This window comes from Paenibacillus sp. EPM92 (genome assembly GCF_016586185.1).
Taxonomy (GTDB): Bacteria; Bacillota; Bacilli; order Paenibacillales; family NBRC-103111; genus Paenibacillus_G; species Paenibacillus_G validus.
Genome location: NZ_BCPS01000042.1, coordinates 20129 through 45885, shown reverse-complemented (window position 1 = coordinate 45885; position 25757 = coordinate 20129). Strand labels below are relative to the sequence as shown.

The following is a 25757-nucleotide window of genomic DNA, read 5'->3' as shown; positions in this document are numbered from 1 at the left end:
CTTATTTCACGACAATGACGGTATTCATATATTCATGACCGGTGCCGCAATATTCATTACACAGGATGAGATACTCGCCTGGCTTCGTAAATTTGTGGGAAATTTGACTGACCTCCCCCGGAATCACCATCATGTTCACGTTGGTCCCCGGGATTTCAAAGCCGTGGATCACGTCCGGGCTGGTAATCGTAAAATGAACCGTAGACCCGGCTGGCACTTCCATTTTGTTCGGGGAATATCCGAATGCGTAAGCAATCATCACAGCCTCGTATTCGCCATCCGCAACCTGCTTGATGCCCGGCGCATCGAACGGGGCGGTTTCCTGTACCCGGGTCGGATCAATCATATGACGGTGCGGGCTGGGTGGCTGAGCGCCCATGGCAAAAGCGGATATGCCCAAAATACCGAGAAATACAAACAGCATGGCTAACCCGAATGTGAGCCAGATTTTCTCCAAACGATGAATGTGCATCGGCTTTCCTTCTTTCTTTATTTCGTTATTGTCGAACGATGAACAGGATGAAAACCGCCAGCCACATCAACACCACAAATGCACCCAGCGCCATGACGCTGACAAACGTGCCTTTGAATTCCGTTTCTTGGTTAGGCTGTTCCGGTATGGACCTAGACTCCGTTCGCTCCTTGATTTGCTGCAAGTCGGCGCTCACTTTAACCCCTCCCTCATTTGAAGCGCGGTTTGACGTTTCTCATGTTTCTATTGTATCGATCGCATAGCGATCCATCTGTGATTTTTTGCACAAGCGGGCTGCCGCTGTTTCCTGGTTTGTTCGCGAAGAACATTGCCGAGTTTCGCCTTCATTCTCCTGACAAGCTCTATCTGTTTGCTGCTCTCCATGACCTTTGCTTCCAGTGTGGTAAACGGCGTTTTCTTTGACATCCGTTATGTCATTATGTTTTTTGGGCTGGTGTTTGGCGGTATCCAAACAGGCCTTCTTCTTCTCCTTGAGTTCATCATCTACCGTTTATATCTTGGCGGCGAAGGAACATGGGTCGCTGTCCTCATCATAGCCTTCACCTTTACTTTCTCCCTGTTTTTTCACAACATCTACAGAACGACATTGCGGAAATCGCTGGTTACTTTTTGGGCTGGAATCGTATTCTCGTTGTTCCCGCTAGCGCTTACGTATTTATTTTTCCCTGCCTATGTTACCAAACATCTTGCCTTCCACATCGTTGTTATTCCCGTCCAAAACTCAATAGGAATCTGGCTGCTGATGTCTTTGTTCAGCAAATCTGTTTCCAACAAGGAAATCTTTATTAAGCACGCTCAAAATGAAAAAATGGAAGCGATGAGTCATATGGCGGCTTCGCTCGCCCATGGGTGCGCAACCCTCTCACGGCCGTGAAAGGCTTCCTGGTACTGATCCGGGAAAAGCCTCGAGAGCTTCAAAAGGTTAGGCAGTATATTGATATCAGTTTGGATGAAATTCAAAGAACCGAATCGATCATAACGGAGTATCTCTCCATAGCCAAGCCTCCTGCCGAACGACACGGGATCATTAACTTTTCAGAGCAGGTGCAAATTATCATGGAGGTCATGACTCCCTATGCCAATATGTATAATGTGCAATTGGACGTACATCGGCTTGAAACCCCCCTGCTGATCTTGGCAAATCCGGATGAGATGAAACAAGTGCTTGTTAACTTTATTAAAAATGCCGTCGAGGCATGTTCCGAAGTGACGAACGGACAAGTCATCCTGACTCTCCATGCGGAAGAACATTACGCCAAGCTTTCGATCAAAGACAATGGGATCGGGATGAGCGAGGATCAAATGAAGCGGCTTGGCACGATTTATTTCTCAACAAAATCAAGCGGAACCGGGCTGGGACTTACCTTTTCCTACCAGGTGATTCATGCCATAGGCGGCTTAGTAAGCGTGTCCAGCAAGACGCAAGGAGATACAAAGTTTACCATCTCTCTCCCCTTGTACGGCCCCAAATAAGAAAAAGCTCCTGACCGACAGGAGCATGGACCGGGAACAACAAAAGGCCAGACTCAAAGTCTCGCCCGGGGGATCCATCGTGAAGCCGCTAGATTTCAATATCAATCACAATGCCATCAAGTCTTCCTACGCTCCGAATAAAGGCCGAGCAGGCATGATGCTCCGTATTGGCTTTATACGCGTCAAGAGCCGCCCGATCCTCGAAACCAACTTTCAGCACAACCTGGTACCCTTGATTTCGGTCTGAACTACCATTAAATTCATCCTACCAAGACAATTACTTGGGGTTGTTGGGATCGCGCTGCAATTCGTATCGATTGACGGGACGGCCTAAGCCGCCATAATGCACCTCAAGACGCACGATCCCGCGTTTCTCCAGAAATTCCAAATACCGTCTGGCGGTTACCCGGGAGATGCCTACTCCTGCCGCGGTTTCCTCCGCAGACAGTCGGCCGCCCTGAAGCTTCATCACGCTGAGCACCTGCTTAAGCGTCGCAGCATTAAGCCCTTTAGGCAGATCGTCGGACGGGACTTGCACATCATCAACCGGAGCTTCCTTCGTCCCCGCTTCATTCGCGGTTTCACCGCTGATCAGAAGGTCATCCAACTGATCCTGCGTTACCGATTCCCCCGGTCTAAGCGCCATTTGCTGTGCACGGTATCGTTCCAGCGTTTGCCGAACCCGCTCCATCTTGAAAGGTTTAATGATATAATCGAACGCGCCATTGCGCATCATAGTACGCACCGTCTCCGTATCCTTCGCAGCCGTCACGACGATCACATCGACAGGCAGCATGCTGGAACGGAGGCGCTGCAGGGTGGCGATCCCGTCAAGCGACGGCATGAAGATGTCAAGAAAGACTAGATCCGGCTTAAGCTGCTCGATCAGCTTAAGACCTTCCAGACCGTTGGCTGCTGTACCTACAACCTGGAACCCGTCCACCTGCTCTACAAACTGGCGGTTCACTTCCTGCACCATAGGATCGTCTTCAATCAGCAGCACCCGAAAATGCGGTTTCTCTGTGTTACTCATCACGGACACTTGCCCCACCTTTCATCGGAAAAATAATTTCCATCGATGTGCCCAAACCGACCGCCGATTCACATGTTAACTTGCCGTTCCCTTTCGTTACAATATCGTTCAACAAATACAGGCCCATACCGCGGTTCTCCCCCTCCTTGGTGGAAAAACCGCGTTCCAGCATGCGGTCCATCGTTTCTTTCGACATGCCGCATCCGTTGTCCTCGACAGCTATGGACAGCAGTTCATCATTTTGCTCGATGCTGATGTACACTTCTTTATGTTCAGCGTCCAAAGCGACAAGCGCATCGAAGGCATTTTCGATCAGGTTGCCGAGCAGCAGTACGAAATCATGACGGTCCAGCAATTTTGGAAAGCGCTCCAGCCTGCTGTTCGGATCGATCCTGATCTCGATGCCCAGCTCCTTGCCGCGGCTGATTTTGCCCAGCAGCAGTCCAGCCACGCCGTCATCGTCGAAGTGCTGCTGCAGAAACCGGGTGATCTCCTCCTGCTGCTCGGCGATTTCGAACAAGTAGTTGAGCGCCTCCTCCTGCTTGCCGAGCTGAATCAGTCCCGCCGCCGTGTGTATTTTGTTCATATACTCATGATTTTGCGCGCGCAGAGCATGAACAAACTCACGGACGCCTGTCAGTTCTTCGGCCATCCTCGTCACTTCGGTCCGATCCTGAAAGATTCCGATGGCCCCGACCGTATGACCCTGCTCGCGGATCGGAATCTGGTTGCTCCACAGGATGGCCGCTCCGAATTTCAGCTCTCTGCCCAGTTCCGGCTGACCCGAATCGAGCACCTCCATCAGCCGCGTTTCCGGAATGACATCGCCGATCGGCCTCCCGGTCACATCGTCGCTTATACCGAAAATTTGTTTGGCGCGCTCATTGAAAATCGTGATGGCTCCGCCGCGGTCGATGGCAATAACCCCCTCGTGCATCGCCTGGAACGCCGCCGTACGTTCCCGAAACATACTGGCGATTTCCTGCGGCTCCAGATTGAACATCTGCCGCTTGATATGGCGGGCCAGCAGTACAGAGCCAAAAATACCGAACAGCAGCGACAGCAGCGAGGTAACGACGACCGAACGCTTCTCTTCGCCGATCAGCTCATCCACGCCCGGCAGCAAGCCTCCCGCAACAACAACCCCTACCTGCTCGTGCGCGGCATTCATGACCGGCACGAACGCTCGAAGACCGACGCCCGCTTCGCTTCGCACTTTGGAGACATAGGTGTGCTCGGCGAATGCGGGATCGTCCTCTTCTGCGGCGAATATTCCGCCGATGCGACTCGATAACGGATGGGACAGCCGCTTCCGGTTCATGTCAACGACGCTTATATAGGCCACATTATTCAATATCCGGATCTTGTCCGCTACTGGCGCAATATGGATCGCAGCATCGGGACGGCCAATGCTGTCCACGACGTTCGGCAGGTTAGCGACCGTTTGAGCCGTAATCGTCAGTCGGTGTTTCAGTTCATCCTCCTTGAGCCGGGTGAGGCTTCCGATCAGAACGATTCCGCCGATCAGAAGGGAGAATAGGACCAGCCCGAACGAGAGCAGCATGATTTTCCAATAGATGCGAAGCCGATGCAAGAGTTCCCCGTCCTTTCGCACGGTTTATTTTTCTATTTCATTGTGAAATAATAGGGCTGAAATAGCAACCAGGAGGTGAGCCCCCATAAAAACTGTTGCGGGAATCGGCATTTTTCTTGTGCTTGGCTTGCTTGCCGCCTATCTGATCGGGTTTCAACCCGATATCGGAGGCGAGCTGCCGTACGATGACGAGCACACCGGTCTTAAAGACCGAATCGTGATCAAATTCAGCCATGTCGTCGCCGAGAATACGCCCAAAGGGCTCGCCGCGGCGCATTTTGCCGAGCTTGTCAAAGAGAAGTCGCAAGACCGGGTCGAAGTTCAGGTGTTTCCGAACGGGATGCTGTATGCGGAAGACAACGAAATCACCGCCCTTCAGCATGACGACGTTCAAATGATCGCTCCGTCGTTCTCCAATATGAACGTGATTGATCCCGCATGGCTGGTGATGGATCTGCCGTTCGCTTTTCGGAATCAACAGGAAGTGGAGCGCGCCCTGCAAGGGGTACTGGGCGAAAGGCTGCTCGCGACGCTGGAGCCACACGGCATGAAAGGAGCGGCCTTCTGGCATAACGGCTTCCGGCAAGTCACCAACAACGTCCGCCAGCTGCGGACGCCTGAAGACTTTCAGGGCTTGAAATTCCGAATTCAGCCCAGCCCGGTGTTAAAGCGGCAGTTTGAAGCGCTGGGCGCATCGACGATCAGCACCCCTTTTAATGAAATCTACCGCAGTCTGAAGAACGGCAAGGTCGATGGACAGGAGAACACCATTTCCAATATTCTCAGCAAGCGGCTGTACCAGGTTCAACGCTTTATTACCATCAGCAACCACAGTTATCTTGGCTATATCGTCACCTTCAACAAACGGTTCTGGGAGGATCTCCCTCCCGATGTACAGCAGCTTCTTAAGGAAGCGTTAGCGGAAACCTCGGATTGGAATAACCGTGAAGCCTTGTCACACGAGAACCGGCTGCAAACGCTGGCTCAAAATCAGTCGATCGAGATGACGACCCTTTCAGATGCGGATAAAGCGCTTTGGAGACAGCGATTCGAGCCCTTGTACCAAGAGTTCGCCGACATCATCGGGAGCGATTTGATGAAAGAAATTCCATGACCAAAACGAACTAAACAAACAATATGACCGTATTCTTGTTTTGATCCGTCTTCTTTTATACACTTGGGACACGAAATAAAACGTTTTCAGAAAATGAAAGTGAGGCTGTGTCCCATGAAGTTTCGGATCAATTTGAAGAACTTGACCGTTCAAGTCGTCATTGCCATCATACTCGGTATTCTCCTTGGACATTTCTTCCCCGCTACGGGCGAAAAATTGAAAGTCCTCGGCGATGTCTTTATCAAAATGATTAAAATGGTTATTGCTCCCATTGTATTTTTCACCGTTGTGCACGGGATCGCAAACATGGGGGATATGAAGAAAGTCGGTCGCATCGGCGGGAAAGCGCTTTTATATTTCGAAATCGTAACGACGATCGCGCTTGGGATCGGTCTTGTCGTCGTCAACCTGATCAAACCGGGGGCCGGGATCGATGCATCCAAGGCAACCGGCGACATCTCCAAGTATGCCAAAGCGGCGGAAGCCAATCACGGCATTGTCGACTTTCTTGTTGGCGTCGTGCCTGATAATGTCGTCGCCGCCATGGCCGGCGGGGATCTGCTGCCGATCCTGTTCTTTGCGATCCTGTTCGGTCTGTCTATGACGGCTATGGGCGAGAAAGCCCAGCCGATCATTCAATTGTTCGATAAGCTTTCACAAGCCTTCTTCGGTGTCGTGAACATGGTCATGAAGGTGTCCCCGATTGCCGCCTTCGGCGCCATGTCGTACACGATCGGCAAGTTCGGGATTGGATCTCTTACGTCTCTTGGAAAGCTGATGGGTTCGGTTTATATCACGATGGCCTTGTTCATTATCGTCGTTCTCGGCTTGATCGCCAGAGCATACGGCTTCAGCATTTTCAAATTTATCGCCTTCATTAAAGAAGAAATCATGCTGGTGCTCGGCACCTCTTCTTCCGAGTCGGCGCTGCCGCGCATGATGGATAAGCTCGAGAAATACGGCTGTTCCAAATCGGTAGTCGGACTTGTCGTTCCAACCGGCTACTCGTTCAATCTGGATGGCACCGCCATCTACCTGTCTATGGCAGCCATGTTTGTCGCCCAGGCTTCCGGTGTGGAGATGACCATCTGGCAGCAGCTTACCCTGCTTGGCATCCTGATGGTGACCTCTAAAGGCGCTGCAGGCGTTACGGGTTCGGGATTCATCACGCTGGCTGCCACCTTGGCCGCCTTTCCTTCCATCCCTCTGGCGGGTATGGCATTGCTCCTCGGCGTCGACCGGTTCATGTCGGAAGCGCGCGCCATTACGAATCTGATCGGCAACGGCGTAGCAACCGTCATCGTCGCCAAATCGGAAAACGAATTCCACCCGGGCGGACATCCCGAATCGGCCGAACAAGCGGCGGAAGGAACAAATTCCATCAAGAACAGTGTAGCCAAACCGGTCTAAGCCTTATACAAAATTTTTACGCCAAAGGAGCTAATCCATAGGATTAGCTCCTTTGGCGTAATCAGTGAATAAAGCAGCTTATCCGCGGCTGCCGGAATCGGAGCTACCCCAATTCGGCTTTTGGCTGCCTTGCGGCAGCCCTATGGCTGCGAGACACGACTACGCTCAAAGTACCGGCAATAAGCAGTAATAATCCGGTATAACCGACCAGCCCCGACCACCCGAATCGACTCCATACCAATCCGCCTATCGGACTCATCATACTGGAGCCTGCATAATAAAACAGCAGGTATATCGACGAGGCCTGAGCCTTCTGATCTGGCGCGGCCAGCTTTCCGACCCAGCCGCTCGCTACAGAATGGGCGCCGAAAAATCCAAAGGTGAATAGGGAAACCCCTATGATTTTAAGCAACAGCGGCATGCTTATCGTCACACACGCCCCGGTCAGCATGAGGGCAATGGCTATCGCGATCACCTTGGAATGAGGCATGCGGTCGGTAAGCTTGCCCATCCAGGCCGAGCTTAACGTACCCATCAAATAGACAACAAATATGGAGCTTACTAACGTCTGGCTTAATTCATAAGGAGGAGCCAGCAAGGGAAAGCTGATAAAGTTAAACAGGGAAACAAAAGCACCCATCAGCAGGAAACTGATCGCGTACAGAGCGAGCAGCCTTCGATCCTTCAGCAGCCGGAATACATGGATGCTCCGCCGTGACTTCACGTTCGAGGTTTGGTATTTGGACTCGGGCAACAGAATCCAGAATAAACCTCCGAACGTCAAGCTGATGACCCCAAGCATCCCGATCGCAACATGCCAAGTGAAATAATCGGACAAAGCCCCGACAACCAAACGGCCCGCCATGCCGCCTACACTCGTCCCGCTTATATAAATACCGATGACGGTCCCCAAGCGGCTTGAATGAAATTCCTCACTGATATAGGCCATTGCTATGGATGGAAAGCCAGCCAATACGATACCTTGCAGAGCACGAATCACCAGCAGCGGCTCGAGCCGATGGCACAAAGCCGCCCCGACCGAAAGCAGCCCTGACAGCAGCAAAGCGAAGGTCATCGTTCTTTTCCGCTTCAGCCGGTCGGAGAAAAGGGAGACGATAAACAGAAAAAATGCGAGAAATCCGGTGCTAACCGACAGCGTCAAGCTCGCGGTGGCCGGCGATACCCCAAATTCCTTCGTCAGCACCGGAATCAGGGGTTGTGTGCTGTAGAGCTCCGCAAATGTGACAAAACTGCCTAAAAAGAGCGCGATTATGGCGCTTGCATATTGCCTGCTTCCCGGTTGTATATATTCCATGAATCTTGCAGCCTTTCTGTGCATCCGGATAGGTTTGATAGAGATACCTATATTAAAATACCATATTTGGTGACCGAACAAAAACGAACAAAAAAACAAAAGATCGCAAGCACTGAAAACTTCGGGCTTCAGGCTTGGCGATCTTTTTGTAATTTTTTACAGAGTCATGATTTGATAATCATCAGCAATGAACTGCGCAACACTTAGATGTCCGTCCCGTTCCCCTATTGTGGTCAAACCCGACGCTCGCACTTCATCTTTGACACCGAATGCATGAGCACAATATTCGCACACCCCTGCGATGAGGCCAAGGTTTTTAACAGCTTTGTACAGCGGGTTGAAGTCACTGGCAGGATCCTCAAACTTTTTAACCCATACCGTACCGGCACCATCAAAAAATACCTTCACCTCATGCCCCGCTTCATGCAATTCCTTTGCGTATAAAAGCGAGTGCAGCGCCCGTCCCAATTCAGCTTCTGAAGCATGTACAATAATCGCGATTTTTTTCATCGGTAGTTCCTCCCTTAGGCGCTCCTCTCTTCCCAGCGCCTTCATGAGTTCCTCGACCGGCATATATTCAAGTACCAGACTCAGACGTTCCAAGTCTCCGGGCGTTTGAATCTCCGTCCACTTAAATAGTTTCAGTTGTGGTATAATTGCCATTTCTGGCGATCCCTCTCATTGGAAAATTGTTTTCTCGACAATTACAATTTTACCATGGACAGGCTCGCCTGTTTACTATTTATTACCGCATCGAGGGGCTGGGGTGGATTTTCGGACCCGGCCTACTTTTACGCCTGAAATCCTACGTTTTTCGCTGATTTTTGGGGTAAAGATTATTTTCGCTTATTTCTTAGACCTTGTCTTGTCCGGTACCGAGGGCACACCTCTTGCTCCACAGCGTCCCCCGCTTACGCCGATGCTCTTAAATCCCTTATCTTTTTTCCAATTCAGATGAGGTGAATATAAATAATCCCCCCACGAAAAGTGGGAGGAACGAGGTCTTGCGGGGTGAGGAAAAACCTTGCACCGCAAGGCTCGGCGAATGCCGAGAGTCTATTTAAAGGTTCGGGAGGTCTACCATGCATTTATTCAAATTCAGAGTCAAAACGATAAGAGTCAAGCTTGTCTTATTATTTTTCATTTTCTTTCTTCTTCCCTTTATGCTATTTGGTTACATTTGGTATCACCGTTCAACTCAGTTGATCGAAGAGAATGCGATTGCTTCCGCGAGGAAATCGATCCAGCAAGCGAACGGCTACTTAAATTATTATTTCGGCGAGTTGGAACGAACGACCTTCCCGTTAATCGCCCATCCGCTTATTCAAGATTTCATGAAAATTACGACAAACGATGTTTACGAGCGGCTTTCCCTAACACAGCAAATCCAGAACCAAATCATTAATCAAGTCTTATACGGGAAGAAAGAAGTGTACGGTTTATCGATAATATCTGATAAAGGGATGATCGTTTCTAATATAGCCGATACCCTGGAAGGGTTCGGAAACCGCGATATGAGCCAGCTTGAGCCGACAGGGCAGCAGAACATTAAGTTTAACCGCATCCATTGGGAGAATGGGATGCCTATTATGTCGATCAGCAGAAGATTTACGGATGCCCATACATACGAAATAAAAGGCTTGATGCTGATCGACCTTCGTCTTAACGAAATATCAGCGTTTATTAATAAGCTCGGCTTAAGTGAAACCGGTATTACGTGGATTGCAAACAAAGAGGGAGAAGTCGTGCTTCACCCGGCTCATAACCAGATCGGCAAGGCGGTGCCGGAATGGTATGACGAGAATGTACGGAAGAAGGAACAAGGATCGCTCATTGTAAACGATTCGGGGGGGCAAAAGCTGATCGTCTTCGAGCATTCCCCGTTGACGGATTGGACTCTAGTATCCGAGGTTCCTCTTCAAGAGCTGACCGGCGACTTGTTTGCCCTGCGTAATCTGACAGTCATCATCTTGATCGCGGTTACCCTCGTTTCGTTGTTTTTTATAGGAGGCTTCGCACTTAATCTGACAAATTCGGTTTCCAACCTGAAAAGACTGATGAAACGGACCGGAAGCGGAGATATGTCCGTTCGCGCGCATGTGCCGCCGGGAAATCACGATGAGCTGGGCGAGCTGTATGAAAGCTTTAATCAGATGGTTGAAAAGCTGCAAAGATCGATCGATGAGATCCATGCTTCCGAGCTGCGGGAGAAAGAGCTCACGATCAAACAACGGGAGACGATGCTGAAATCGATGCAGGCGCAAATTAATCCTCATTTTCTATACAACACACTGGAGGTCATCAATTCTTACGCGATCTTGGAGAACGTCATGCCGATCAGCCGCATGGCCATTTCGCTTGCTTCTTTATTCCGTTATAGCATTACAAGCGGAGATGCGAAAATATCGCTACACGATGAGATGCAGAATGTGCAAACCTATTTGGACATCCAAAAAGAGCGGTTCGAGCATTTGATCGTCGACATGCAATTCTCATGGAGCGATCTGCCTCAGGTCCAGGCGCTGCGCCTTATTCTTCAGCCTTTAGTTGAAAATGTGTTTCGCCACGCGTACGAAAAGCATGAGCTTTATCCCGAGTTTATTGCTCTAGCGGGCGAAAGAACGTTGATAGGCTACCGTCTTGTCATCATGGACAAAGGGGGAGGCATGGATTCCGCAGTTATGGACAAGCTGAACCAAGCTTTCCGGTCGGAAGAAGATGCCGAATCCCAATTGCCGGGAAATGACTGGAACGAAGAGAAACGATGGGGACACATCGGGTTATGGAACGTTCACCAAAGGCTGCGATTGAGCTTTGGGGCGCCTTACGGACTTACGATCTTGAACTCGACGGATAAGGGAACATCGCTGGAAATTCATTTGCCGATCATAGATGGAGGGAATTGGGATGCTTAAAGCGATTGTTGCAGATGATGAGACCTTGATAAAGAAGAGCTTGAAGATGATTGTGGAGAGGACCGGCTTATTTGAAGTGATGGAGGCTTCCTCCAATGGCCGCGATGCGCTGGAATATATGAAGGAGAACTCCGTGGATTTGCTCATTACCGATATCCGCATGCCGGTTATGGACGGACTGAATTTAATAGCGGCGCTGCGCGATGCGGGTCATCAGACCGATGTCATCATTTTAACCGGGTATGGAGAATTCGAGTATGCCCAGAGAGCTATACGTTATGGAGTCAAGGATTATTTGCTCAAGCCGATTGTACCGGAGCAGCTGAAGCTCATGCTGGAACAAATCGCGCTTAAGCTAAGCCGCCAAAAGCACATACAGGAGCAGCGCCAGGAATCTCTTTGGTATTGCAGACAGCAGGGGGAGCGTTTGTCTCTGCTGCTGAGAGACATGGATGGAGTGGCGATCCTTACCCTTCTAGACGAGGTTAGCAGCTATTTAAACGACTGTTATGGCGAGGATTTGCATATGTACAAATCCTTTTATGCCGATTTGCTTGCATTTGCCAATAAAGAGCTGATCTTAATCGCTCCTGATCTTAAGGATGTCGCGCCGGCGTCCTGTTCCTTCTCTGAGGAAGACTCCATGGAGATGCTTCGGGGACAAGTCCGTAAGCAGATTAGCAATTGGATGCTGCGGATGGCGGATTTCAGAAGTCACGGCATCGCTCTGACGATGAAGAAGGCTTTGGCCTATATTCAACAACATATCTATAATGAGAATTTGACGCTGCAATCCGTTGCCGATGAGCTTCATTTGTCCGTCTCTTATACAAGCGAATGCATCAAGCAAGCAATAGGAATGAACTTCACCCATTATGTGACTAGACTCCGGATGGAGCAGGCAAAATCACTTCTGTCAGACCCTTCCTGCAAAATGTACGAAGTGGCGTTCCAGTGCGGATATGCGGATTACGCTCATTTTACAAAAACGTTCAAAAAGGTTTACGGTTATTCCCCTAAGGACTATCGTGCGCGGCTAAACGAGCCTAATCTGGAATAATAGGCGAAAAAATGACAACCTGGACCTCGCTAAGCACATGTACCTTTCTCCTGATGGCGTTTACAATGAGAGCACATCAGAGGAAGGAGGCCGAAAAGATGGTTAAAGGGTCTAATTATTTTATGAAAAATTGGCAAATTTACTCCATGATCATACCCGGCTTATTGTTTTTTGTCATCTTCAAGTACATCCCTTTAGCCGGCAGTATTATCGCATTCCAGAATTACACGCCTTTCAAAGGAATTAGTGGTAGTGATTTTGTCGGATTAGAGCATTTTGTACGCCTGTTTAGCTACCCCGAGTTTTACCGGGTGCTGCGCAATACGCTGCTTATCAGCTTGTATCAGATCGTATTTGGATTCCCGGCGCCGCTCATTCTTGCGCTTTTATTGAATGAGATTCGTAAGGTCGCAATCAAGCGGGTCATGCAGACCGTATTATACGTACCTCATTTTTTGTCCTGGGTTATTTTAGGCGGTATGATGATGACCTTGCTGTCGCCGGAAACAGGTCTAGTCAATCAAATTCTCAATATGTTCGGGCTGGAAAGCGTGTTTTTTATGCAAAAGCCGGAGTATTTTCGCAGTATTGTAGTGGTCTCGGGAATTTGGAAAGAAGTCGGCTGGGGTACGATCATTTACTTGGCTGCGTTGACAGGGATCAACCCTGAATTATACGAAGCAGCAGAGGTCGATGGCGCAGGGAAGCTGAGGCAAGTGTTCAGTGTCACCATACCGTCATTGTTACCGACAATCATGGTGCTGCTGCTGCTCAAGATAGGTCATATCCTCGATCTTGGCTTCGAGCAAATTTATGTATTGCTGAACCCTCTTGTACGCGAAACAGGCGATATTCTGGATACTTACATTTATGATGTGGGTTTGCTCAACGGACAATACAGCTATACGACCGCAATCGGATTGTTCAAATCCATCGTGGGTCTTGTTCTCATATTAGGAGCAAACACAATAAGCAAGAAAACAACTGGAGATTCAATTTACTAGGAGGATGGGTGTGTGTGAGAAAAGTCAATCCATCTCTGAAATGGTTTGAAGCGTGCAATTATATATTTCTTTCACTTGTTTCCCTGATGGTGCTGCTGCCTTTCCTTAATATTGCAGCAGGGTCGTTCAGCGGCGGGAATGCGATTTTGCAAGGGGAAGTCACGCTCCTCCCTGTTGACTTTACGCTCGAGAACTACCGGGCTGTTATCAAGAACTTAGGCTTCTGGAAATCATTCGGCATTACGGTCTATATTACGGTCTTGGGCACTGCGCTTAACCTGATATTTACATCCTTAATGGCGTATGGGTTAGCCCGACGCGAGCTAAAGGGAAGATCGACGATTCTCCTTATTGTCTTGTTCACGATGATTTTTACGGCTCCGATTATTCCTTCGTATTTGCTCGTTAAGTCTTTAGGAATGCTGAACACGCTGTGGGCCGTCATGATTCCATCGCTAATCAGCGGTTTTAATCTATTAATTATGATTTCGTTCTTTCAAAATATTCCGGACGGGTTGACGGAGGCGGCAAAGATCGACGGCTGCAATGAATACCGTACGTTCTGGAGCATCGTATTGCCCCTGTCCATGCCTGTTATGACAACGATCGGATTGTTCTATGCCGTCTCCAACTGGAACGGTTATTATGCGGCGATGATGTACTTGCGCGATCCTGGCTTGTTTCCGCTTCAAGTGAAAGTAAGACAATTGGTTACTCAGGATAATGCCAGCGATATCCTTACTTCTTTATCATCGGCGGAAGGCATTAAGATGGCTACGATTATCGTAGCAACCATACCTATCATGCTGATCTACCCATTTATACAAAAGCATTTTGTAAAGGGCGCCATGATCGGATCGGTGAAAGGATAGTTACCTAATCTCAAAAACTATAGGGGGATTTTATTCGATGAATAGGAAATCGATTACAGCTTTGACTTGTCTTTCTTTAACCGGAAGCTTGCTCGCCGCATGTGCCGACAAGACAGATACAAGTCCCGCTGCACTACCGACTATCAAACTTGCCATCGGGGATCGGAATATGCCGTATGTGACGTCTTCTCCGAACCTTAACGAAGACAAATATGTGAAGAAACTGCGCGAGCTGTCGAAAACTGATTTTCGGATCGAAGCAATAAACCAAGCCGACTATTCCAAAAAGCTTAATCTGATGTTTGCGTCAGGCGATTTGCCGGATGCCATTCAGGCCGTGAACGGGATTACCTCCCCCGAGATCTCGGCGGCTATCAATAACGGCGTTTTCTATGAGCTTAATGATTTGATCGATAAGCACGCGCCTGGATTGAAGACGAAAATTAATAAAGACCTGTGGAATTCGTCGCTCGTGAGTAAAGACGGAAAAATATATGCAATTCCACGCGAGGCACCGGTACCAAACAACCGAATTGTCTATATCCGTAAAGATTGGATGGATAAGCTCGGACTGCAGGTTCCGAAAACCGTAGACGAGTACTTGAATGTGCTCCGTGCATTTAGAGACAAGGATCCGAACGGGAATGGAAAAGCAGATGAAATTCCTTTTATTGGGCGGAAAAATTTTGATTTCGGATATGTATTCTTTGGTGCTTACGACGTTAGCCCGGAAGGATGGAAGTTTGTTAATAATCAGCTCGTTCCTAACTTTATTCGTCCGGAGATGAAGGACGCATTGAAGCTGCATCAGCAAATGTATCAAGAAAAACTGATCGATAATGAGGTCTTTGTCAATACATCTACGGATTGGGTAGCTAAGATCGAGAATACTCAGCGGGTCGGCATGTGGATTCACGCTACCGAGTATCCGGACAAGACAGCTACGGGTTACAAGAGGCTGACTCCTCCTGTTGAGTTCATCAACATTCCTGCTCCTACCGGACCGGATGGAAAAGGCGGCAACTTGATCGGATCGGTAGTGGATCCTCTGTCCACCTGGGTGATCCCGAAGACGAATAAACATCCGGAGCAAGTGTTGAAGTTCCTGGAATGGTTCTTATCCGATGAAGCCCAAGCATTCTTGAATTACGGGCTTGAGGGCGAAGATTATACGGTAGAGAATGGCAAGAAAATGCCTAAGCCGATCACCACGAAAGCCGAATCGGACAGGGAACAGATGCATCTTCAATGGCTGCGATGGATTGGGCCGAGCAATATCCACGACCAGGAGTTCATGAAGAACCGCGAGAACGGGCAATACGTTCCAGCCGCCATGAAAATCGCAGCAGCCGAAGGCCGGGTAAATGACGGCCTGGATATGCCGATTCCGCCGACACTCGCATCCAAGCCTGAACTTCAGTTTACTGGTCTATGGATGGAGACCGCGGCCAAAATCGTAACCGGTCGCGATCCGCTCGATAGCTTCGACAAGTTCGTTGAGGATTGGAAAAAGCGCGGCGGAGACAAGGTCATTCAAGAGGCTACCGAGTGGTACTTGAAGAACAAGGGAGCCGAATCTAAATAACTTTTCCGACAAGGGGGATATCCATTATCCCTCTTGTCTTATTACTAAGCTAAAGAGACTGTTGATTCAACCAAATTGGAGGAATTGTACGATGGAACCTAACCGCGACAACTTAATGCAAAACATATTCTCCCTTCGATCGCGTCTTCAACGATATTTGGACGTGGAAGCTGCATTGGCATTGGCGCAAGCTGAGCTTGGAATCATTCCCCAATCGGCCGCTGACAAAATAGCGGAAGCTGCCAAAGTAGAATTAATGGATATAGAACGACTAGAAGCCGATCAAGCCAAAACGGGTCACTTTATGATGCCGATTGTCTCCGAGCTGTCCCGCGTTGTCGGGGAGCCAGAAGGAGGGTTTGTGCATTGGGGCGCTACCTCCCAAAACATTGAGCAGACCGGCGATGTTCTCGGATACCGTTCCGCTGTGGCCGTATTAAAGAATCAAATGTGCGATGTCATTGAAGCTTTGGCTGTGTTAGGCGAGAAGACCGCTGATACGCTCATGGCGGGACGTACTCATTGGCAGCAGGCGGTACCGATTACGTTCGGATTCAAAACGGCTTCTTGGACCGATGTGATGCTGCGGCATTTGGAACGGATGGAACAGCTGGGGCCGCGCCTATTTATATCCATGACCGGTGGCGCTGCCGGCACATTTGCCAGCTTGGGGGATATGGGACCGGCCGTACAGGCAGGCGTAGCGCGGCGGTTGAACCTTAATCCGATGCCGGTGCCTGCCCGCAACATTGCGGATCCCTTTGCTGAGTTTGTACTGCTTCTTGGTATGATCGCCGCTACCTTGACCGCGATTGCCGAAGAAGTGTCTCGCTTGATGGCGACGGAGTTTGGAGAAGTTAGCGAACGGCTTCCGGAAGGAGACGTCGGCAGTTCGACGATGCCGCAAAAAAAAATGCAAAGAAATGTATGGAGGTCGTCACTAAATCGGCTCAGATTCGATCCATGGTACCCGTCGCCTTGGAAGCTATGATCCATTCGCATGAAGTGGACGGTGCCCGGTTTGCCATTATGCAAAATGCGGTGGAACTAAGCGCGGTACTGGCTGGCGATATTCTCAAGGCTATATATAGCGTGCTTGTTGGACTTGAGATTTACCCTGAGCATATGAAACGGAACTTGGAGCTGTCCGGCGGTCTCATTAATGCTGAAGCGGTGATGATGACTCTGGCCGATACGATCGGACGTCAAGTCGCCCATGAAGTCGTTCATGAGGCGGCTCATCATGTGGCGACAAGCGGTGCGGCCATCACATTCTATGACGTGCTGTCCAAAGATTCCCGGGTTACTGGACACGTTCCGCCCGATGTAATCAAGAAGATTCTCAATCCTGCGACACATACAGGTCTAAGTGCGCAGCTTGCTAAGGAGACCGCCGCTCGTGCTTATGCCGTTGTTAACCTTCAGCGAACCCATTGATCACCGGAAAGGAAGGCTTTGAATACGTGTGGCAAAAACTAGTGTCATTATGCGGATCGAGCTCGATCACGAGAAAATAAGCTTCGGAGATACAGCTGCCGTCATCAGCAGAATGGGTGGAGATATTACTTCGATCGATGTGATCCGCTGCTCGCGGTGGCCGGCGATACCCCAAATTCCTTCGTCAGCACCGGAATCAGGGGTTGTGTGCTGTAGAGCTCCGCAAATGTGACAAAACTGCCTAAAAAGAGCGCGATTATGGCGCTTGCATATTGCCTGCTTCCCGGTTGTATATATTCCATGAATCTTGCAGCCTTTCTGTGCATCCGGATAGGTTTGATAGAGATACCTATATTAAAACACCATATTTGGTGACCGAACAAAAACGAACAAAAAAACAAAAGATCGCAAGCACTGAAAACTTCGGGCTTCAGGCTTGGCGATCTTTTTGTAATTTTTTACAGAGTCATGATTTGATAATCTTTTGATCCTCGCCGTCCACTTCGCGTACAGCGTGACGTCGCTCGTTCCCATGTTTCCTGTGTTGTCAGGCACTTCGTACCCTCGGAGAGAGTATTGTTAAGACAATTGCTGTATGCTTCCTTTCCACGAAAGTATACCGCCTTGTAATTGTGATATCTTCGAATAACCGTTTTTCTTTAAAATGAATGCCGCCTGCTTGCTCCGCATCCCCCCGCGGCAATACAACAAAATCTCTCTGTTCTTTGGAACTTCGTCTAGGCGTCGTTTTAATTCCGACAAAGGGATATTTACAGCCCCAGGAATAAAGCCTTTACTATATTCTGTTTTTTCTCTAACGTCTATAAGCACATGATTAGAGCTGCGTTCAATCTCTTTCTCAAAATCATTTGCATTATAGTTTCTCAAACCTTTCAGCGGCACTAAACGCGTATACATAAAAAAACCTATTATAGCTACTGCTGTGATACATAGCACCCAAACTAAACTAAACAATTTGTTCATCCCTTTCACGATTAACTGTATGCCGTGTCTACATGTTTTAAGCTTTGAAGTCGTTAGAGCTTTTGCACTGTCAGCCATTCTACCATCCGATTTGCCACAAGTTTCCAATCAGCCTCCAACATCATATCGTGCGCCATATTAGCGAAAATTTCCGGCTTTGTGCCATAAGCGTGCGCCGTTTCCTGCATCTCATCAGCATCAATGAAGAAGTCGTTCGCTGCACCGAGAACCAGCATGGGAGTCTTGATTTTCTGTGTCTGCACCGGCATTCGAGCCATCTCCAAAAAGGCCCGGAGCGACTCGTCCTGCAAATTGCTGACGTATCGCTTGAGCTGTTCCGGCGGCATACTGGCCGAGAAAAATGCTTGGACCGCTCCAGCTTCATTGTTGTAAAGATTTACTCGTCCGGTAATTAATGTTTTCAGCAGCTTGCCTGGATTCTGGAGAGAGGTCTTTACCGTAGTTTTCTTCGTGCCTCCAGGTGGTGCTGAAGCTAGCAGAATACCACATGGAGCATGATGATGCTCTAAATACTTTTGAACGACGTACCCGCCCATCGAATGACCCACAATGATCGGCGGCTGTTTCAGGGAAGACGCTACCTCAGTAACATCTTCAACATAATCGGTAATCCGATTCCACCGCAGTCGTTCTCGCCCGGCGCTTTTTCCATGCCCTCTCCAGTTGAGTGCGTGAACCTCGTACCCTTTGTCAGCGAAATAGGGCAGAAAGTATTCTTCCCACGCCCAAGCGCCATGGAAAGCGCCATGGACAAATAGTATAGGATTGGGGCGACTATGATTTGATGGGTGTAATGTCACGGTATCGATTTTTGCCATACATGTACCTCCAGCTGTCTTTGTATTTTTCACAGACAACGTACGTTATGTGTTCAGGATTCCAACAAACTTTATTGCAGATCTTTGGTTTTTTATCATATCACCCATAAGATACTCAGCATCTTGGCCAACCCAGCCCATCAGTGCCGACCCCCGACGAGATTGCCATGGCAGCCCCAAAAAGTATAATCCATCTATAGGACTGACACCTCTTTCATGCTGTGGAAATCCGTTCGAATCTAAAAGGCCATCAACGTCAACCCAACTATAATCGGGCCGAAAACCTGTCGCCCAGATCACGTTATTAGCTTGAATGGAAGAACCGTCTTCGAATCGTATTGTTTCCCCTTCTGCACTAACGGCTCGAGGCTTCATCGCAACGGTTTTAGCACTCAGGAGATTCTTTAACTCCAAACCATAAATTTGTTCCGGCTTTTTCTTAAGCCAGGATGCCCTTTTCGTATGAATATCCGCTCCCAGCAAACCAATTTGGTTAAAATACCAAAAAATACTTTTACGTAAGAGGTAAAGTGGCTTGAAACTCATTTTATGGCCTATAGATATGGTTACTTCATGCTGCTTAGCTAGCTCAACAGCAATTTGTGCTCCGGAATTTCCAGCCCCTATGACCAACACAGAACCCGAACGTAATTCGGTAGGGTTACGGTAAATAGAAGAATGCACCTGGTATATATGTTTATTAAAGCCTTGAGAAAACGTAGGTATAAAAGGCTTTTGAAAAGGACCTGTAGCAATAACCACTTGATTAGCTGCAAATTCGTCTCCTTGACTGCTCCGGAGGTAAAAGCCATTTTGTATTTTCTTCAATAAGGTAACGGTAGTATTGAACACAATGGGAAGAGAATAATGCTGGGCGTAAAGTTCCAAATAGTCCGCAGCCTCATCTTTAGTAGGAAGACCATCCGGTCGGCCCGGAAAGGCTAAACCAGGTAAGCTGTTATACATTCGCGGTGTGAATAAAAACAAAGAATCATAGCGATTTCTCCAACTGTCGCCGGAACGTGCTTTTGCATCGAGAATGACAAAATCACACTGATTTTTTTGTAAATAATATCCCATGGATAACCCTGCCTGACCGCCACCGATAATAATTACATCTTTTTCTATCATTCTAAGATACCTCCCATGGATATCACCAATCCCTTTGTTACCATCATAAACAAGGAAGAGACAGGTGAACGCGCAAACGATGCATGCATCCCCGCAAATATTTGCGGACTGCGCGCATCTTTCTAAGCCCTCAAGTCCCCAGAGCTCCAGCGCGGTGAGCCATTCTACCATCCGGCTTGCCGCATCCAACATCATGTCGTATGTATGTTACAAAAAATTTCTGGCCTTATGCCGGTTGAATGGGCCCTTTTCTTGGAGCTCGGTGGCAATGCTTCACGTGGAGGGCTAATAGAGCAACAAAAAAAGGTTCGCACTTTGGTCTTATCCCCGTCAAGTAGACAATTAAAAAAAGAGGTAATTAAGCGGCGATTGCCTCCCGGAATTCAACTGGGGAGCGGTCGCCTAATTTTTTCTGGAACCGTTCCCTTTTTTGCCATAAAAAATCCCCCCGGTCAACCGTGTTGAGTCCATCATAACATGAACTCTTTTTTCACTGTCTACCGTAAGGGGATAATACCACTTGCCTAAGGTGCGTTCCTTTTTTTTGTCCCAAAGTACTATTCAGCTCGCAGCAATTCTGAACCTTTACAGGTCGAGTGCGCCCACTTCGGTTTTATCCGAACTGGATTTTAATAGGTGACCGATTGGGATTCAATATCCTGGCCGGTCTTCTTTTTAGTCAAAATCATACCTTTGTTCTTTAAACGGATCTCCGAGCATTAGTTAAAGTACCCGTTGGAATGTAAGAAAGCCTCATAAAGTGGCCCTGGTACCTATAAGAATGGTCATGATGCGGAATTAAGAAATAAAGCCTTTCTTCATCGCCTCAGCCTTTTCCTGCATCGCATAAAATTTCAATGCAGCGATGTCTCTCTCCGCCTCGGCTTGCTTCAGCTTCAAACCGAAAGCGTTCACCTCATGCTTGGAAACCGCGCCTACCTTGTAACGAATTTCCATTCTACGAAGATCGACCCGCAAATCCTCTACGTTTCGCGCCTCCTCGGTGTAGGCCTGTAATGCTTGATTCGCTTCCGAGTACGTCGCTTCAATTTTCTTGGTTAGCTCAAGCTGTGTCTTCCGGTTTTGTGTAGCTGCGATGGCTGCATTAGTTGATAAATATCGGTCACCGTAGACGTTAGAGGTTACCGTGTGCTCTTGCTGCCACAACGTCTCGTCCAAATTGTTGGATGCGATCTTTACTTGATAAGCTTGTTCCAGTAGTACATACATATGGGGACGTGATTTATTCACGTCCCCTGTACGTCCCCAACTATTCCTTTACTTAAATCCCTTAATCAAAAAACGCTCAGTTCTGTGTAACCGAGTGAGTTTCTTCTAAGTATACCTTTAATCGAAATCGTAGCGTTGCTCCTTGAAGGGATCGCCATACATGTGATACCCGTTCCGTTCCCAGAAGCCCGGCTTGTCTTTCTCCATAAATTCGATGCCGCGCAGCCACTTCGCGCTCTTCCAGAAGTAAAGATGCGGAACGACCGCGCGCACGGGAGCCCCATGCTCGGGCGTCAGCAGCTGGCCGTTGTGGCGGATGCCAAGGAACGTCGTGTCGCGCAAGAAATCGTCCAGCGGCAAATTCGTCGTCCAGCCGTGCTCGGCGTGCAGCATCACGTATTTCGCTTCCGGCTTCAGCTTAACCAGTTCCATGATTGTCGCGACCGAGACGCCTTCCCAGACGTTGTCGAGCTTCGACCACGTCGTTACGCAGTGAATGTCATTATGGAACTCGCGCATCGGCAGCGCCAGAAATTGTTTATAGCTTAAAGTAACTTCCTCTTCCACCAGTCCGAATAGGCGCAAATCCCATTTGCTCATATCATTGTAATACGGAACGCTGCCGTAGTGCAGAACGGGAAAGCCGTCGGTTAGCGTTTGGCCCGGGGGAACGCGGTCGGCGATATTGTCATTTGTGAATTTGGTTTCGTTTGCCATGTTAATGATCAACCTCCTTAACATTGGGGAGTATTACATATTACATATAGTATAACCGTATCAGGCAAGTTTGACCATGCGGTCCATTAAGCGCCAGGATGAAGCGCCTCAACGAGCCGGTGCGCCGGAAGAACCCGGTCGGCCCGAACCGTGCAGCTGCCGGGATCGGCAAGCGAAGCAAGCACATGCTGGACGACGCCGGCAAACCCTCTTCGGTATAAAATGGTGTCCCAGCTGCCGAACGTTTGCTCGCGGGGGGCTTCGCCTCGCTCCATCCAAACCGCTCTCTCCATGTTCAGGACCTCGGCGGAACGTCCGCCGCCATGCAGCTCCAGCTTCTCTAGGTCGGCTCCCGCCAGCCGCGCCATCCCGAAATGGGCGATCGCCCCATCGGCGCTGCCTGCCGAGTCCGCATTCCCTTGTCCGAACAGCAGCGTGCCCGAGCCGAGCACCAGCCTGCCTTCGGCATCCGTACGCTCCAAGTACGATCCGACCTTGAAAGCGTCCCCGCCTAGCCACAACAGCAGATCGAGCATATGGATCAGATCGTCGTAAAGCGTATGCCGGGCGCATTGATTTTGCAGCTTGGTGCGGTGTTTCGAGACGGTAACTGCGTCAAAGCCGCCAGTTTGCGCCAGCCAACGCCTGGCCTCCGTATAGAGTGGAGCAAACCGGCGATTAAAGCCGACGGCCAGCAGCAAGTTATGATCGAGGGCGTAGTCTGCCATCCGCTGCGAGGCCTGCAAATCATAGGATAACGGCTTATCCACGTAGACGTGCGCGCCCGCTTGCAGACAAGACATGACGATATCCTCATGCGTTTCCGTCGGACTGTGCACGAACACGATATCCGGCTTGGCTTCCTTCAGCAAATGCTCGACCGAGGCAAAACGCCCCGGTATCCGATACTGCGCGCCGATCCGTTCGACTGTGGCCGGATTGCGGCTTGACAAGCCGACGATATCGACATTATCGTTTGCCGAAAGCAGCGGCATGTATACCTTTTGGGCGATATCGCCCAGACCGACGATGCCGATCCTTGGTTTCATCCGAACCCCTCCTTCACCAAAATTTGATAAAACCTCCAGCACCAAGCGACTTTCAAGGGACCAAGCGTTATGGTAATATAAAGGTTGGCGATCCCACCGCTTTCGCCTGATCCGTACCTTACTTCTGGGGGATTTCACTATGCATAAAATGAAAACCTGGCTTTTCGCCGCCTCGCTCGTCGCGTTCGCGGTACTGCTCGGTTTGGCCATCTATTACGAATCAACGGTTTACTTGTATGCCGCCAGCGCCTTGCCGATCCTGATCGTCATCTGGCTGCCCGATATCGAACGGCATCAATATATTCGTCCCAAGCATCGCAAGCGGGTCAGCCTTCGCATCCATTCGGGAGGCGTGAACGGCAAGGTAACGATCTCGTTCGACCCCGGTTTCGTCCGGTGGCGGAAGGCCGGCAAGCTTTATTTTCACTTGGACAGCCTCAAGCGGGAGGAAGCTCCCGAAACGAACATGAAACCCGGTAAAGCTGCAGACGCCGGACTTCCGGTACTGTCTTATGACTTGTCGGCGCACCCGAGCAAGCCGGGATGGATCGGCATCGACCTCAAGCAGCTTGCCGAACGGACCGCAGGACTATCCGTCACGACCGACGAAGTGACGCGACTGACGATTCGTTTGGGCGATCTCGAGGAGATGGCCGTCCGGCAAATGACAAATGCCGTTCCCGTGACATCTGGCAGCAAGCAGATGCAGGCTTAATACATGAAAGCAGATGACCGCCTTCGGGTAACCAACCGGGCGAATCATCTGCTTTTTTCGTTGGGCGGAACCGGATGAACTTTCGTTACGACTTGCCCAGCAGCCTGGCCAGTGTGCGTACCGTCGCCCCGGTGCCTCCTGCCGGCTCGGTGCCCCGCTCGCTCCACAGCCAGGCCGTGCCTCCCGTATCGAGGTGAACCCAGGGGGTTTCCCCGGCGAAATGCCCGATGAACAAACCCGCCGTAATACAGCCCGCCCAGCGGTCGCGGCCGGTGGCGTTCTTGATGTCGGCTACGCGGCTCTTGAGCATGTCCCGGTACTCCGGATAGTTCGGCAGCGGCCATATTTTCTCGCCCGCTTCCTGCGCGTTCGCGAGCACCTCTTGAAGCAGGGCGTCATCATTCGTCACCGCGCCCGTCGCGACATCCGCGAAGCTGACCAACACGGCCCCGGTCAAGGTAGCCACATCGATCAGGCGCGTAGCGCCCAGCTTTTTCGCATACAACACGCCGTCCGCCAGCACGATCCGTCCTTCCGCGTCCGTATTCAATACTTCCACCGTTTGTCCGTCCATCAGCTTCACGATGTCGCCCGGCTTGAAAGCCGCTCCGGACGGCATGTTCTCGGCGGTCGGAATGACCATGACGACATCCATCGGCGGTTTCAACCGCCCCAGCACATGGATCAGCCCCAGCAGGACGGCGGCCCCGCCCATGTCGCTGATCATTTCTTCCATCCCGTCGGGCTTCTTGAGCGAGATTCCGCCGGTATCGAAGGTGATGCCTTTCCCGACGAGGCCCAGCACGCCCGCCTCCGGCGACGAGGCTCCGCGGTAGCGGACCGCGATCATGCGCGGCGGGTTGACGCTGCCTTGGCCGACCGCTGCGAGCCCGCCCATCCCGTGCTCGCGAATGCCCCGCTCGTCGAGCACGGTACATTCGAGGCCGTAGCGGGCGGCCAAGCTTTGAGCTGCGCGCGCGAGCTCCTCCGGCCCGAGGTAGTTCCCGGGCAGGTTCGTCAGGTCGCGCGCCGTGTACACCGCCAGCGCGGTCGCACGCGCGGCTTCGATGGCGCGCGCAAGCTCGGCGCGCGCGGAAGGCTCGGCGCTGCCTGCGGGCAGCAGCGCCACGCTTTGCAGCGGCGGCGCTTCCGCGGCCGCCGCCGCGCTATAGCTCGGCATGCGGTAGCCGCCGAGCCAGAGCCCTTCCGCGAGCGCCTGCACGCGCTCGCACAGCCCCGCGCGCGTATCGGCGCGCGGCAGCGGCGCCGCGAGGCGCTCGAGCCTTTGGCCGAGCGCGGCGCGGGCCGCATAGACGCCAGCGTCGCGCCAGGCGTCGGTGCTCACGCGGGCGGCTTCGCCAAGCCCGCAGAGCAGCAGGGCCTGATAGCCGCGCATCAGGCCTAGCGTCGGCAAGGCCTCGGTCTCCCCGAGGCCGGCCGAGAATCGTCCGCGCTCCTGCGAGGCGCGGACCGCTTGCACCAGCGCGGCCGGCACGGCCATGCCGGCCTCCGCCGCCCACGTCCCCGCGGCCAAAGCCTCGCGGGTGACGAACAGCACGAGCGCATCCGTGCCGGCGCTTGCCGCTGCTCCTGCCGGGATTCCCTCGCTTTCGCTTGTCCCGTCTGCCGCCACACTTCCATCCGCTCCCGCACTTGCTTCTACACCTGCATCGGCTAATACGATACGCAGTCGTAACTCCTGCGTCACATAGCGCTCGAACGCATCCATATCCGCTCACACCTTCCTCCGACCGTTATGTAGGTCGCACGACTTCCCGGTTTCTTTT

26 protein-coding genes and 2 pseudogenes are annotated in these 25757 nt (G+C 50.6%); 14 read left to right on the top strand and 14 right to left on the bottom strand.

Annotated elements, in window-relative coordinates:
• Position 1 precedes the first annotated feature (1 nt).
• Positions 2-472 carry a cytochrome c oxidase subunit II gene (locus tag JMF85_RS07755; RefSeq protein ID WP_054796962.1) on the bottom strand — a complete coding sequence of 157 codons (471 nt, stop codon included), beginning with the start codon at positions 470-472 and terminating at the stop codon, positions 2-4.
• A gap of 25 nt (positions 473-497) precedes the next feature.
• Positions 498-668, bottom strand: coding sequence for a cytochrome c oxidase subunit 2A (locus JMF85_RS07750; RefSeq protein WP_127608124.1), 171 nt, complete (start codon positions 666-668; stop codon positions 498-500).
• A 174-nt stretch (positions 669-842) separates the two neighbouring features.
• Here JMF85_RS07750 and JMF85_RS27980 point away from each other — a divergent pair, with 174 nt between their 5' ends.
• From JMF85_RS27980 to JMF85_RS27970, 3 genes and pseudogenes are all read left to right on the top strand, one after another.
• Positions 843-1367: a LytS/YhcK type 5TM receptor domain-containing protein gene (locus tag JMF85_RS27980; protein WP_236595770.1), complete on the top strand. Its 525-nt coding sequence runs from the start codon at positions 843-845 to the stop codon at positions 1365-1367.
• A pseudogene (locus tag JMF85_RS27975) lies at positions 1343-1438 on the top strand (hypothetical protein); the annotation flags it as partial. The gene JMF85_RS27980 and the pseudogene JMF85_RS27975, both read left to right, overlap by 25 nt.
• A 111-nt stretch (positions 1439-1549) precedes the next feature.
• Positions 1550-1966: a sensor histidine kinase gene (locus JMF85_RS27970; protein ID WP_236595772.1), complete on the top strand. Its 417-nt coding sequence runs from the start codon at positions 1550-1552 to the stop codon at positions 1964-1966.
• Positions 1967-2054: 88 nt separating this feature from the next.
• On the opposite strand, the pseudogene JMF85_RS07740 reads toward JMF85_RS27970, so the two are convergent.
• The 3 genes and pseudogenes from JMF85_RS07740 to JMF85_RS07730 form a co-directional block, all read right to left on the bottom strand.
• Positions 2055-2204 (bottom strand): annotated as a pseudogene (locus JMF85_RS07740) (Dabb family protein); the annotation flags it as partial.
• A 39-nt stretch (positions 2205-2243) separates the two neighbouring features.
• Positions 2244-2999: a response regulator gene (locus JMF85_RS07735; protein WP_127608145.1), complete on the bottom strand. Its 756-nt coding sequence runs from the start codon at positions 2997-2999 to the stop codon at positions 2244-2246.
• Positions 2992-4593: an ATP-binding protein gene (locus tag JMF85_RS07730; protein ID WP_201318007.1), complete on the bottom strand. Its 1602-nt coding sequence runs from the start codon at positions 4591-4593 to the stop codon at positions 2992-2994. Before JMF85_RS07730 ends, JMF85_RS07735 begins: the two co-directional genes overlap by 8 nt.
• A gap of 85 nt (positions 4594-4678) precedes the next feature.
• Here JMF85_RS07730 and JMF85_RS07725 point away from each other — a divergent pair, with 85 nt between their 5' ends.
• Together JMF85_RS07725 and JMF85_RS07720 are read left to right on the top strand one after the other, a co-directional pair.
• Positions 4679-5707, top strand: a complete 1029-nt coding sequence (locus JMF85_RS07725) for a DctP family TRAP transporter solute-binding subunit (protein WP_201318010.1) — start codon at positions 4679-4681, stop codon at positions 5705-5707.
• 114 nt (positions 5708-5821) lie between these two features.
• The gene (locus JMF85_RS07720; protein ID WP_127608128.1) at positions 5822-7117 is read left to right on the top strand and encodes a dicarboxylate/amino acid:cation symporter; all 1296 of its coding nucleotides are present in this window, start codon (positions 5822-5824) and stop codon (positions 7115-7117) included.
• A 103-nt stretch (positions 7118-7220) separates the two neighbouring features.
• On the opposite strand, the gene JMF85_RS07715 is transcribed toward JMF85_RS07720, so the two are convergent.
• Together JMF85_RS07715 and JMF85_RS07710 are read right to left on the bottom strand one after the other, a co-directional pair.
• Positions 7221-8432, bottom strand: coding sequence for an MFS transporter (locus JMF85_RS07715; protein WP_127608129.1), 1212 nt, complete (start codon positions 8430-8432; stop codon positions 7221-7223).
• 156 nt (positions 8433-8588) lie between these two features.
• Positions 8589-9095: a DsrE family protein gene (locus tag JMF85_RS07710; protein ID WP_201318006.1), complete on the bottom strand. Its 507-nt coding sequence runs from the start codon at positions 9093-9095 to the stop codon at positions 8589-8591.
• A 419-nt stretch (positions 9096-9514) separates the two neighbouring features.
• Here JMF85_RS07710 and JMF85_RS07705 point away from each other — a divergent pair, with 419 nt between their 5' ends.
• The 8 genes from JMF85_RS07705 (at position 9515) to JMF85_RS07670 (ending at position 17537) form a co-directional block, all read left to right on the top strand.
• Positions 9515-11347 (top strand): cache domain-containing sensor histidine kinase, encoded by a 1833-nt coding sequence (locus JMF85_RS07705; RefSeq protein ID WP_201318005.1) that lies wholly within the window; start codon positions 9515-9517, stop codon positions 11345-11347.
• Positions 11340-12407 (top strand): response regulator, encoded by a 1068-nt coding sequence (locus JMF85_RS07700; protein WP_201318004.1) that lies wholly within the window; start codon positions 11340-11342, stop codon positions 12405-12407. Before JMF85_RS07705 ends, JMF85_RS07700 begins: the two co-directional genes overlap by 8 nt.
• Positions 12408-12505: 98 nt before the next feature.
• Complete coding sequence (locus tag JMF85_RS07695; protein WP_236595769.1) at positions 12506-13411, top strand: ABC transporter permease; 906 nt, start codon at positions 12506-12508, stop codon at positions 13409-13411.
• A gap of 14 nt (positions 13412-13425) precedes the next feature.
• Positions 13426-14283, top strand: a complete 858-nt coding sequence (locus JMF85_RS07690; RefSeq protein ID WP_054796953.1) for a carbohydrate ABC transporter permease — start codon at positions 13426-13428, stop codon at positions 14281-14283.
• A gap of 37 nt (positions 14284-14320) precedes the next feature.
• Positions 14321-15868, top strand: coding sequence for an extracellular solute-binding protein (locus JMF85_RS07685; RefSeq protein ID WP_201318003.1), 1548 nt, complete (start codon positions 14321-14323; stop codon positions 15866-15868).
• A gap of 91 nt (positions 15869-15959) precedes the next feature.
• Complete coding sequence (locus JMF85_RS07680; protein ID WP_201318002.1) at positions 15960-16859, top strand: lyase family protein; 900 nt, start codon at positions 15960-15962, stop codon at positions 16857-16859.
• On the top strand, positions 16856-17305 hold the full coding sequence (locus tag JMF85_RS07675; protein WP_201318001.1) for a lyase family protein: 450 nt from the start codon (positions 16856-16858) through the stop codon (positions 17303-17305). Before JMF85_RS07680 ends, JMF85_RS07675 begins: the two co-directional genes overlap by 4 nt.
• Before the next feature lie 28 nt (positions 17306-17333).
• Positions 17334-17537, top strand: a complete 204-nt coding sequence (locus tag JMF85_RS07670) for a hypothetical protein (protein WP_201318011.1) — start codon at positions 17334-17336, stop codon at positions 17535-17537.
• Positions 17538-17884: 347 nt separating this feature from the next.
• Here JMF85_RS07670 and JMF85_RS07665 read toward each other — a convergent pair whose 3' ends face one another.
• From JMF85_RS07665 to JMF85_RS07640, 6 genes are all read right to left on the bottom strand, one after another.
• Positions 17885-18367 carry a rhodanese-like domain-containing protein gene (locus JMF85_RS07665; RefSeq protein ID WP_236595768.1) on the bottom strand — a complete coding sequence of 161 codons (483 nt, stop codon included), beginning with the start codon at positions 18365-18367 and terminating at the stop codon, positions 17885-17887.
• On the bottom strand, positions 18343-19128 hold the full coding sequence (locus JMF85_RS07660) for an alpha/beta hydrolase (RefSeq protein ID WP_201318000.1): 786 nt from the start codon (positions 19126-19128) through the stop codon (positions 18343-18345). The genes JMF85_RS07665 and JMF85_RS07660 overlap by 25 nt, the downstream gene beginning before the upstream one ends.
• A gap of 45 nt (positions 19129-19173) precedes the next feature.
• On the bottom strand, positions 19174-20259 hold the full coding sequence (locus JMF85_RS07655) for a flavin-containing monooxygenase (RefSeq protein ID WP_201317999.1): 1086 nt from the start codon (positions 20257-20259) through the stop codon (positions 19174-19176).
• 798 nt (positions 20260-21057) lie between these two features.
• A complete protein-coding gene (locus tag JMF85_RS07650) occupies positions 21058-21510 on the bottom strand; it encodes an HlyD family secretion protein (protein WP_201317998.1) in 453 nt (150 codons plus the stop codon).
• A 96-nt stretch (positions 21511-21606) separates the two neighbouring features.
• Complete coding sequence (locus JMF85_RS07645) at positions 21607-22206, bottom strand: sulfite oxidase-like oxidoreductase (RefSeq protein WP_054796944.1); 600 nt, start codon at positions 22204-22206, stop codon at positions 21607-21609.
• 86 nt (positions 22207-22292) lie between these two features.
• Complete coding sequence (locus JMF85_RS07640; RefSeq protein ID WP_127608135.1) at positions 22293-23255, bottom strand: Gfo/Idh/MocA family protein; 963 nt, start codon at positions 23253-23255, stop codon at positions 22293-22295.
• A 139-nt stretch (positions 23256-23394) separates the two neighbouring features.
• On the opposite strand from JMF85_RS07640, the gene JMF85_RS07635 reads away from it, so the two are divergent.
• A complete protein-coding gene (locus JMF85_RS07635; protein WP_201317997.1) occupies positions 23395-23970 on the top strand; it encodes a hypothetical protein in 576 nt (191 codons plus the stop codon).
• An 85-nt stretch (positions 23971-24055) separates the two neighbouring features.
• Here JMF85_RS07635 and JMF85_RS07630 read toward each other — a convergent pair whose 3' ends face one another.
• Positions 24056-25699, bottom strand: coding sequence for a leucyl aminopeptidase (locus JMF85_RS07630; protein WP_155615635.1), 1644 nt, complete (start codon positions 25697-25699; stop codon positions 24056-24058).
• Positions 25700-25757: the final 58 nt, after the last annotated feature.